This is a genomic window from Microbacterium sp., assembly GCF_051953575.1.
GTDB lineage: Bacteria > Actinomycetota > Actinomycetes > Actinomycetales > Microbacteriaceae > Microbacterium.
The window spans coordinates 1-10,270 of sequence record NZ_JBQCIP010000087.1 but is presented as its reverse complement, the minus strand read 5'-3'; the positions used below and the strand labels follow the sequence as shown (position 1 = coordinate 10,270).

The following is a 10,270-nucleotide window of genomic DNA, read 5'->3' as shown; positions in this document are numbered from 1 at the left end:
CAAAGGGGGCGATCAGGGTCGCAGCATGAATAGACAGCGCTGGCTCCAGCTTCGGGGCACCGGTATGAACCGTTGCGACGATGGTCGGTGAGCGTCACTCCGCCGCCACCACTCTCCACCATTCCCAGGCAGGTGAGGGGCGCGCGGGCGGGCGCACATTCAGCCTATCAAACTTGAGAGCTCGCTGAATCCGTTCGCCCCCTTTTACGCCTGCATCCGTCCGACGTCAAGCACCCGCGCTGGAATCGTCTGTCCGGTCCCCCGCATCAGGGTCCGTCGGAAGCTCCACGTCGACGACCGGCACCCGCATGCGCAGCAACACGACGACGTCGATCACGAGGGAGGCGATCACGCTGGCCACGAGCGCCAGGAAGAACACTGCGCCGACGACCCAGGGCTGGTCGCGCAGCACGAACAGCGCGACCAGGAAGACGACGAACTTCAGCAGCCAGCCGCCGAGGACGATGCCGAAGAAGATCGGGACGTACAGCGCGTCGCCGAACCAGCGGTTCGCGATGAGGATGCTGGCGGCCGTGATCCCGAGGAACACGGCAGCGATGACGACGCCCGCCAGCGCGCTCCACAGACCGTCGGTGCCGGCGACCAGATAGCCGACGATCGCGCCCACGACGGCGAGCCCGGCGGTGACGGAGCCCGACCACACCAGGACGGTGCGCAGGATCGGGGTGCTGGAAATCGGGCTGGCGCTCATCGGGCGGCCTCCTCGGTCGCGGGAAAGGGCGGGGTCTGGGCGCCGGCCGGGGTCACCGGGCCGGGGGCGGGATCGGGACCGGATGCGACGGCCGACGGCCGGCGGCGCGACGGCGTGAACGTCACCGCGAGGCAGGCGACGATGCCGACGATGCCGTAGACGACGCCGAAGAGGTAGTCGCCGGGCCATTGGAGGGTCGTGCCGATGTACATCAGCAGCACGGACAGGCTCACGAGCGCCGTCCACGCGTAGAAGATGAGCACGGCGTCGCGGTCGGAGTGCCCCATGTCGAGCATGCGGTGGTGCAGATGCTTGCGGTCGGGCGAGAACGGGGACTTGCCCTTGCTCATGCGCCGCACGACCGCGAGCCCGAAGTCCAGCAGCGGCAGCAGCACGACCACCACCGGCAGCAGGATCGGGATGAACGCACCCAGCAGCTGCGATCGGCCGAACTCGTCGTTGTCGCCCACCATCGCGGGCGTGAAGTTGCCGGTCAGCGCGATGGCGGAGCAGGCCATGAGGAGACCGAGCATGAGAGCCCCGGCATCCCCCATGAAGAGCTTCGCGGGGCTCCAGTTCAGCGGCAGGAAGCCGATGCACGCGCCGATGAGGACGGCGGCGATGAACGAGGCCAGGTTGAAGTAGGTGCTGGCGCCGGTGTCGCGCACCACCATGTAGGAGTACGCGAAGAAGACGCCGTTCGCGATGAGGCACACCCCCGCGACCAGGCCGTCGAGACCGTCGATGAAGTTGACCGCGTTCATGACGACGACGATCGAGAAGACGGTGAGCGTGAAGCTCACCCAGCTCGATCCGATCGCGAGCCCGCCGATCGGCAGCGAGTAGATCTGCAGCTGGCCGAACCACGCGATCACCCCGGCGGCGAGGAACTGCGCGCCGAGCTTGATCATCCAGTCGAGGTCCCACAGGTCGTCGGCCACGCCGACCACGACGATCAGCGCCGTCGCCCCCAGCAGGGCGTAGATCTGCTGCGGCTGCGTCCACACGATGGCGAAGAAGGGATGCTGCGACGACACCGCGAACGCGGCCACGACGCCCAGGAACATGGCGATGCCGCCCAGCCGTGGGGTGGGCGTCTTGTGGACGTCGCGCTCGCGGATGCCGGGGTACAGCTTGTACTTGAGGCTGAGCCGCCACACGGCCCACGACAGGATGAAGGTGACGGCGGCCGTCAGGATGATCGTGAAGACGTACTGCTTCACGAGCCGTCCGGCTCCGGCTGCGCCTCCGGATCGGGCTCGAGCAGGTCGCCGAGCACGCCGCGCAGCTGCGCACGGGTCACGGCGCCCTCCCGCAGCACCTTCACGCTCGGCGCGGGCCGGGCGTCGGCATCCGCGTCCTCGCCGGTCGCGGCCGGAGCCTGTCCGACGAGGCTGGTCGCATCGATGATCGTCGACGGGATGCCGTCCTTGGACGGGCCGTCGCCGAGGTACACCGCGACGCTGTCCTTCAGCATGTCGCGGGCGTCCTCGGGGGTGATGCCGGCGGGCATGCCCGTGAGGTTGGCGCTGGACACGGCCAGCGGGCCGGTCTCTTCGAGCAGCTCCAGAGCGATGCGGTGCGCCGGCATGCGCACCGCCACGGTGCCGCGCGTCTCTCCGAGATCCCACGACAGCGAGGGCTGCGCGGGGAGGACGATCGTGAGCCCGCCGGGCCAGAACTCCTCGACGAGCCGCTCGACGGGCTCGGGCACCTCGGCCACGAGGGCACGCAGCGTGGCGACGCCGGCCACGAGGACGGGCGGCGGAGACTGGCGTCCGCGCCCCTTCGCGGCGAGCAGCCGCGCGACCGCCTGGTGGTCGAAGGCGTCGGCGGCGACGCCGTAGACGGTGTCGGTGGGGATGACGACGAGTTCGCCGCGGCCGATGGCCTGACGGGCCTGGCGCATGCCGCCGAGCAGCTGCGCCTCATCACGGCAGTCGAAGATGGGGGACATAACGCCGGATAGTTTAGCCGCGCCCGCTCCGAGAACCCCGCGCCGCGGGGCCGAGGTTCACGGCCGCAGCGCCGTCGTGGCGCGGTCGCGCATCGTGAGATCCGAGTGGGTGGCGGTGGCCCGCCAGCCGTCGGCCTCGAGGATGCCGCGGATCGCCTCGCCCTGCCACTCGCCGTGCTCGATGACGATCATGCCGCCCGGGTGCGCCAAGCGCAGTCCGACGCCGCTCAGCACGCGGACCACGTCGAGGCCGTCCTCGCCCCCGTACAGGGCCGCGGGCGGATCGAAGAAGCGCACCTCGGGATCGCGCGGGATCGCGGCATCCGGAACGTACGGCGGGTTCGACGCAACCACCGAGACGGTGCCGTCGAGCTCCGGGAAGGCGTGGGCGAGGTCGATGAACGCCAGGTGGGCGTTGGCCGCCCCGACCTGCGCGAAGTTCTCCTTCGTCCACACGAACGCGTCCACCGAGTTCTCGGCGGCGTACACCTCGGCATGCGGAACCTCCGTCGCCATCGCGAGGGCGATCGCGCCGGATCCCGTGCCGAGATCCACCGCCACCGGAGAAGGGGATGCCGCCGCCCGCAGCGCGTCGATCGCCAGCTGCGCCACCGTCTCGGTCTCGGGCCGTGGCACGAACACGCCGGGGCCGACCCGCAGCTCGAGGTGGCGGAACGGTGCCGTGCCGGTGAGGTGCTGCAGCGGCTCGCGGGTCGCGCGACGGGCGACGAGCCCGTCCAGGCGTTCGGCGTCCTCGGCCGACAGGGCATCGCCCCGGATCGCCGCGGCCTGCACTCCCCCGCGTCCCGTGCCGAGCACGAACCCGACGAGCAGCTCCGCATCGACGGCGGGATCGGGAACGCCGGCCGCGGCGAGGGTGTCGACGGCGCGGCGGAGGGCCTCCGCGAGGGAGGCGGCGGGGGTGGGTGAAGTCATGACCGACCAACTCTATTTCCCCCGCCCGTCATACAAGGACTCACATCGGATCCCGCGTCCTAGGCTGGGTCCGATCTGCCGTGAACCCTGCGAAAGGCCCGACATGCCCGGCATCTACTCCGATATCACCGCTGCTTTCGGCAACACCCCGCTGGTCCGCCTCAATCGCGTGGCCGACGGCCTCGGCGGGAACATCCTCGCCAAGCTCGAGTTCTACAACCCGGCCTCGAGCGTGAAGGACCGCCTGGGCATCGCGATCGTCGACGCGGCCGAGGCATCCGGGCAGCTCCAGCCGGGCGGGACGATCGTCGAGGCGACCAGCGGCAACACCGGGATCGCGCTCGCGATGGTCGGCGCCGCGCGCGGCTACCGTGTCGTCCTGGCGATGCCCTCGTCCATGTCGATCGAGCGGCGCCTCCTGCTCAAGGCGTACGGCGCCGAACTGGTCCTCACCGACCCCGCCGGCGGCATGAAGGGCGCCGTGGCCAAGGCCGAGGAGCTCGTCGCCGAGATCCCCGGGGCAGTGCTGGCCCGCCAGTTCGAGAACGAGGCCAACCCCGCCATCCACCGCAAGACCACCGCCGAGGAGATCCTTCGCGACACCGACGGCAAGGTCGACTACTTCGTCGCCGGCATCGGCACGGGCGGCACGATCACGGGTGTGGGGCAGGTGCTCAAGGAGCGCGTGCCCGGAGCCAAGGTCGTCGCCGTCGAGCCCGCCGACTCGCCGCTGCTCACCAAGGGCACGCCTGGTCCGCACAAGATCCAGGGCATCGGTCCGAACTTCGTGCCCGCCATCCTCGACCAGGGTGTCATCGACGAGGTCATCGACGTCGAGTTCCCCGACGCCATCTCGACGGCCCGCGCCGTCGGGACGCAGGACGGCATCCTCGTCGGCATCTCGTCGGGAGCCGCGATCTGGGCGGCGCTGCAGGTGGCCGCGCGCCCCGAAGCCGAAGGCAAGAACATCGTCGTCATCGTCCCCTCCTTCGGCGAGCGGTACCTGTCGACCGCACTCTTCGAGGATCTGCGCGAAGATTGACCCGTCACGACGACGGCGCGACCGCACTCCGACTCGTTCGGACGCCGTCGCGCCGTCGTCGTCTGTCCGCCGCACCTCGACATCTGGGAGCACCCGTGCCCGGCATCCACTCCGACATCACCACCGCGTTCGGTGAGACGCCGCTGGTGCGTCTCAACGCGCTGACCGAGGGTCTCGACGCCGAGATCCTCGTCAAGCTCGAGTTCTACAATCCCGGCTCGTCGGTGAAGGACCGTCTCGGCTACGCCCTGGTCGAGGCGGCCGAGCAGTCCGGCGAACTGCAGCCCGGCGGCACCATCGTCGAGTCGACGAGCGGCAACACCGGCATCGCCCTGGCGCTCATCGGCGCGGCCCGCGGCTACAAGGTGGTGCTCACGATGCCCGCGTCGATGTCGAAGGAGCGCCGCGCCCTGCTGAAGGCGTACGGCGCCGAGCTCGTCCTCACCGATCCGTACAAAGGCATGACCGAAGCCGTCGAGACCGCGCAGCGCATCGCCGCCGAGCGGCCGGGCGCCGTACTGGCACGGCAGTTCGAGCACGAGGCGAACGCGGCGATCCACCGCAGGACGACGGCCGAGGAGATCTGGCGCGACACCGACGGGCACGTCGACGTGTTCGTCGCGGGATCGGGCACCGGCGGCACCGTGACGGGCGTGGGCCAGGTGCTCAAGCAACGCAACCCCGACGTCAAGGTCGTGCTGGTCGAGCCGAAGGACTCCCCCGTGCTCACCGAGGGACGCGCGGGCGGTCACCGTATCCAGGGCATCGGGCCGAACTTCGTACCCGACGTGCTCGACCGGTCGGTGGTGGACGAGGTGTTCGACGCCGAGTTCGACGACGCGATCCGGGTGGCGCGCGAGCTGGCGACGCGTGAGGGAATCCTCGCCGGGATGTCGGCGGGCGCGGCCGTGTCGGCGGCGCTGGAGATCGCGGCGCGTCCGGAGTCCGCCGGCAAGCGGTTCGTCGTCATCGTGCCCGACTCGGGCGAACGGTACCTGTCGACCGCGCTGTTCGAGCATCTGCGCGACCCTGAGGCGGGTGCGAAATGACTCAGGTGCGCCTCGGGTTCTTCGCGCGGGTGCGCGAAGACGTCGCCGCGGCCAAGCTGCGCGACCCGGCCGCTCGGTCGGGCGTCGAGATCGCCGTGCTCTACCCGGGACTGCACGCCATCTGGGCACACCGCCTCTGGCACGCGCTGTGGGTGCGCAACCTCCGTTTCATCGCGCGCGCCGGCTCGCAGATCACCCGCTGGCTCACCGGCATCGAGATCCACCCCGGCGCCACGATCGGCCGCCGCTTCTTCATCGACCACGGGATGGGCGTCGTGATCGGCGAGACCGCCGAGGTCGGCGACGACGTGATGCTCTACCACGGCGTCACGCTCGGCGGCCGTCAGCGCGAGGGCGGCAAGCGCCACCCCACGATCGAGGACGGCGTGGCCATCGGCGCCGGCGCGAAGGTCCTCGGCCCGATCACGATCGGCGAGGGCTCGGTCATCGGCGCGAACGCCGTGGTGACCAAGGACGCGCCGGCAGACAGCGTGCTGGTGGGCGTCCCCGCGAAGCCGCGCGCCCGCCGCGCCGGCGAAGACACCCGCGCGCTGCTGACGACGCCCGAGTACTTCATCTGACGAACCGTGACCGACGACGGGCTGGATGCCGCGGCATCCACCCCCTCGTCCGTCACACTGCCGCGGCGAACACCTCGCCGGCCCGCGGGATCAGGCCGCGCTGCGACGGTGGATGGCCGCCGCGGCCGCCCGCGACGGCGCGTCCAGCTTGCGCAGGATCGCCGAGACGTGCACCGAGACGGTCTTGGCGCTGATGTAGAGGCGCTCGGCGATCTGCGCGTTGCTCAGCCCTTCGGCCACCAGGTCCAGCACCTGCTCCTCGCGCGCGGTGAGAGTGGAGCGCGAGGGCACGCCGGCGAGACCGGCATCCGTCATGAGGTCGGTCGCCCGCTGCACGAGGCCGTCGGCGCCGATGTCCCCGGCGTACCGGATCGCATCGGTCAGCGCCTCCCTGGATCCCGTGCGATCCCCGGCAGCCAGCAGCTCCTCGCCGTGCCGCACGCGTGCGTAGGCGCGGGCGAACGCCGGGCCGACGCCCTCGACCGCGGCCGCCCAGGAGCCCTCGCCGAGCTCGGCGGCGAACACCGCCGTCCACAGCGGCGCCACCGGCCACTGGGCCCACGCCGCGACCACCGCGCGGTACGGCGCGATGTCGGCGTCCTCACCCCGCTCACGCAGCATCGCCACGGCCCGTGCGGCGATCGAGGTCAACGGCAGCGCGAGCGCGGCCGAGCCCTGGGAGTGCAGGGCGGCCTCGGTGTGCTCCAGTGCTCCTCGCGGATCGTCCCGCTCCAGGGCGAGCAGGCCGCGGTCGTACGCCATGCCGAACCGCGTCTGGAACTCGTACGCGCCGAAGGCGTCCAGCTCCTCGCGCGCCGCGGTCAGCGCCTCCTCCGCCTCGTCGACGCGTCCCCGCCACAGCGCGAGGCACACGTACCGCTCTCGCAGGAATGCGGAGTACAGGCTCGGCTCGATCATCGGCAGCAGCCCGGCACCCATCTCGGCGGCGGCACGCAGGTCACCCGCGTACATGAGCGCCTCGATCGTGTTCGCCTCGACCATCGCCAGCACGCCGCGGTCGGCGCGGTGCGCACGCGCGTACCCCATGCCCTCGCGCGCGACCGCGACGGCGTCGTCGTAGCGTCCGACGAGCATGAGCGAGTTGGAGTAGTTGATGTAGTAGCGCATCATCGCGCGCACGAACCCCTCGGCGAAGGGCCGTGCCAGATCGAAATCCGCCACTGCGCGGGCGTCGCCGCCGCTCGTGCCGCACGTCGCGGCGATGAGCATCGCGTGGGCGACGAGTTCGCGCGCCTCGGGGTCGCCCGACGCCGCGGCAGGTTCCGCGGTCGCCTGGGCGACGAGGGCCATCTCGCGACCGAGGCGCTGGTCGCCGCTCATCATCTGCACGCGCGCCGACGTGACGAGCAGCCCGGCCCGCCGCACGTCGTGGCGCGGATCGTCGCCGAGGATCTCCAGCGCACGCGCGATGCTCGCGGTGCCGTCCGACACCCCGGACTGGAACTCGGTCGTCGCCAGCTCCCCCAGCATCCCGGCCTGACCCACCGGGTCGTCCGCCGGCCACGTGTCGACGGCCTCCCGCGCGAACTCCACGGCGCGCTCGAGGCGGTTGGCCGACACGAGCGCGGCAGCCGTACGGCGCAGCAGCTCAGCACGAGTCATCCCGCTCACTGCTTCGGGATCGGGCACGGCATCCCACAGCTCGAGGGCGCGCTCCCCCGCCTCGGCCGCCGTCCACCAGGCCGACGCTCCGCTCGCGGCGCGCTGTGCGACGACCGCGGCGGCCAGCGCGCGGTCGGGCACGTGCGCGGCGCGCCAGTGGTGCGCGATGTCGGCGAGCACACGAGGTGTCGGCGCTGCAGACTCCAGCGCACGCGCGTACGCCGTGTGCAGCCGTGTGCGCTCGGTGGGCAGCAACTCGTCGTACACCGCCTCTTGCATGAGCGCATGGCGGAAGGCGTAGGCGTCGTCGCGGACGACGACGATCTGCGCGTCCACCACGCTCCGCAGCGCCGCTTCGAGCGCCTCGTCCTCGCCGCCGAACACCTCGCAGAGCACACGGTGCGGCACCTCGACCCCGCCTGTGGCCAGCACGCGCGCGAAGCGCCGGGCGTCGGCATCCAGTCGTTCGTAACGCAGCAGCAGCACATCGCGCAGCGACATCGGCAGGCGCTCGTCCGAGAAGCTGGCGAGCTCTTCGACGTAGAACGGGATGCCGTCGCTGCGGGCCACGATGTCGTGCAGCACGCCGGCGGTCAGCGTCTCGCCCGACACGGCGTTGGCGAGCGCCCCCACCTCGACCCGGCTGAGGCGGGCGAGGGGGCGGTGCACCAAGAGGCGTGCGCGGTCGAGTTCGGCGAGGACCGGACGAAGAGGATGCCGCCTGCCGACGTCGTCCGTGCGGTACGACAGCAGCAGGAACAGCGGCAGCGCGGCGGTGCGGCGCACGAGGCGAGTGACGATCTCGGTCGTGGTGCCGTCGGCCCAGTGCAGATCCTCGATGACGAGGACCAGCCGGTGCGTGCGCGCCAGCTCCGAGAACAGCTCGACCACGACGTCGGCCAGACGCTCGGTGTCGCCCGGAGCGTCCGCGAGGGAGGGCACGAGAACTCCGAGCGCGTCGGCGCCGGGGCCCGCCGCGGCGCGCACCGCGTCGGCGCCCACCGCGTCCACGAGACCGCGCACCAGATCGGTGACGGCCGTCAGCGGCGCGGGTCCGGAACCCGAATCCACGCACGCGCCGCGCAACAGCACGGCACCGTCGAGGCCGTCCGCGAAGTCGCGCAGCAGACGCGTCTTGCCCATGCCGGCGTCGCCGGACACGATGACAGCGCGGCCCGCCTCACCGACCGCGGCGAGCTCTCGGCGCAGCGCCTCGAGGTCCGCCTGACGCCCGACCAGCGGAACCCTGCCGACCTGCATACCGTCCATCATTCCACCCAGCCTGCCCTCTGAGAGGCACGGCCGGATCAGGAGAATTCCCTATTCCGCGGTTCAGCTGCGGCGCTGCTGCACCTTGTCCTTGATGAACAGCGGGGGCAGCAGCCACGTCGCGAGCGCGGTCACGAGCCAGACGATGAGCGTGCCGATGATCCACGCCACGGCTCCGTCGATGCCGATGCCGGCGGCGGGGATCAGCACCGCGATGAGCAGGGCCACGAACGTCGAGAGCAGCCCGATGCCGCCGATCAGGGCGTTCGCGTGGCGGCGGGTGATCTTCAGCAGCCATGGCGCGAGGATGCTCTGCAGCACCGCGAAGATCTCGACGGCGAGCACGATCCCCCACCAGTCGTTCCAATGCAGGTAGAACCCCGGAAGGATCAGGTCGGCCGCGATGAGCCCGAGCGCCGCCGACACGAGGAAGATGAGGGCGCGGATGAGGAACGTGAGCACGCTCGAAGCCTAGTGGTGCGGCATCCTTCGCCGAAGGCGCGCGTCACCCCGAGTCGGAACGGCGGCTCCGGGTCAGGCGTCGCTGCCGAGCGCGGCGAGCCGGGCCTCTTCGTCGGCCTGGATGGCCGACTCGATGATCGGCTCCAGAGCGCCGTCCATGACCTGGTCGAGGTTGTACGCCTTGTAGCCGGTGCGGTGGTCGGCGATGCGGTTCTCGGGGAAGTTGTACGTGCGGATGCGCTCCGAGCGGTCCATTCCCCGGATCTGCGACCGTCGGGCGTCGGATGCCGCGGCATCCAGCTCCTCCTGCTGCTTCGCGAGCAGCCGGGCGCGCAGGACGCGCATGCCCGCCTCGCGGTTCTGCAGCTGCGACTTCTCGTTCTGCATCGACACCACGATGCCGGTCGGCAGGTGGGTGATGCGCACCGCCGAGTCGGTCGTGTTGACGCCCTGGCCGCCCTTGCCCGAGCTGCGGTACACGTCGACGCGGATGTCGTCGTCCGGGATCTCGACGTGGTCGCTCGTCTCGACGACCGGCAGCACCTCGACGCCGGCGAACGACGTCTGCCGCCGGCCCTGGTTGTCGAACGGGCTGATCCGTACGAGGCGGTGCGTGCCCTGCTCGACGCTCAACGTGCC

General features: G+C 71.2%; 10 protein-coding genes. 3 read left to right on the top strand and 7 right to left on the bottom strand.

Going from position 1 to position 10,270, the window contains the following annotated elements:
- Window positions 1-226: 226 nt before the first annotated feature.
- From ACTHNQ_RS06195 to prmC, 4 genes are read right to left on the bottom strand one after another with little or no spacing between them, the layout of a single operon-like run.
- A complete protein-coding gene (locus ACTHNQ_RS06195; RefSeq protein ID WP_440332035.1) occupies window positions 227-712 on the bottom strand; it encodes a hypothetical protein in 486 nt (161 codons plus the stop codon).
- Complete coding sequence (locus ACTHNQ_RS06190; RefSeq protein ID WP_440332033.1) at window positions 709-1,935, bottom strand: MraY family glycosyltransferase; 1,227 nt, start codon at window positions 1,933-1,935, stop codon at window positions 709-711. The genes ACTHNQ_RS06195 and ACTHNQ_RS06190 overlap by 4 nt, the downstream gene beginning before the upstream one ends.
- Complete coding sequence (locus tag ACTHNQ_RS06185) at window positions 1,932-2,669, bottom strand: L-threonylcarbamoyladenylate synthase (RefSeq protein WP_440332031.1); 738 nt, start codon at window positions 2,667-2,669, stop codon at window positions 1,932-1,934. Before ACTHNQ_RS06185 ends, ACTHNQ_RS06190 begins: the two co-directional genes overlap by 4 nt.
- A 57-nt stretch (window positions 2,670-2,726) precedes the next feature.
- A complete protein-coding gene (prmC, locus tag ACTHNQ_RS06180) occupies window positions 2,727-3,605 on the bottom strand; it encodes a peptide chain release factor N(5)-glutamine methyltransferase (RefSeq protein WP_440332029.1) in 879 nt (292 codons plus the stop codon).
- A 103-nt stretch (window positions 3,606-3,708) separates the two neighbouring features.
- Here prmC and cysK (ACTHNQ_RS06175) point away from each other — a divergent pair, with 103 nt between their 5' ends.
- The 3 genes from cysK (ACTHNQ_RS06175) (at window position 3,709) to epsC (ending at window position 6,277) form a co-directional block, all read left to right on the top strand.
- Window positions 3,709-4,647, top strand: a complete 939-nt coding sequence (gene cysK / locus ACTHNQ_RS06175; protein ID WP_440332027.1) for a cysteine synthase A — start codon at window positions 3,709-3,711, stop codon at window positions 4,645-4,647.
- 95 nt (window positions 4,648-4,742) lie between these two features.
- Window positions 4,743-5,696: a cysteine synthase A gene (gene cysK / locus ACTHNQ_RS06170; protein WP_440332026.1), complete on the top strand. Its 954-nt coding sequence runs from the start codon at window positions 4,743-4,745 to the stop codon at window positions 5,694-5,696.
- Window positions 5,693-6,277: a serine O-acetyltransferase EpsC gene (gene epsC / locus ACTHNQ_RS06165; RefSeq protein ID WP_440332024.1), complete on the top strand. Its 585-nt coding sequence runs from the start codon at window positions 5,693-5,695 to the stop codon at window positions 6,275-6,277. The genes cysK (ACTHNQ_RS06170) and epsC overlap by 4 nt, the downstream gene beginning before the upstream one ends.
- A gap of 90 nt (window positions 6,278-6,367) precedes the next feature.
- On the opposite strand, the gene ACTHNQ_RS06160 is transcribed toward epsC, so the two are convergent.
- The 3 genes from ACTHNQ_RS06160 to ACTHNQ_RS06150 form a co-directional block, all read right to left on the bottom strand.
- Window positions 6,368-9,160 carry an AAA family ATPase gene (locus ACTHNQ_RS06160; protein WP_440332022.1) on the bottom strand — a complete coding sequence of 931 codons (2,793 nt, stop codon included), beginning with the start codon at window positions 9,158-9,160 and terminating at the stop codon, window positions 6,368-6,370.
- Between the two features lie 72 nt (window positions 9,161-9,232).
- Window positions 9,233-9,631: a hypothetical protein gene (locus tag ACTHNQ_RS06155; protein ID WP_440332020.1), complete on the bottom strand. Its 399-nt coding sequence runs from the start codon at window positions 9,629-9,631 to the stop codon at window positions 9,233-9,235.
- Between the two features lie 72 nt (window positions 9,632-9,703).
- The coding region (locus ACTHNQ_RS06150; RefSeq protein ID WP_440332018.1) for a peptide chain release factor-like protein at window positions 9,704-10,270 on the bottom strand (567 nt) is incomplete at its 5' end.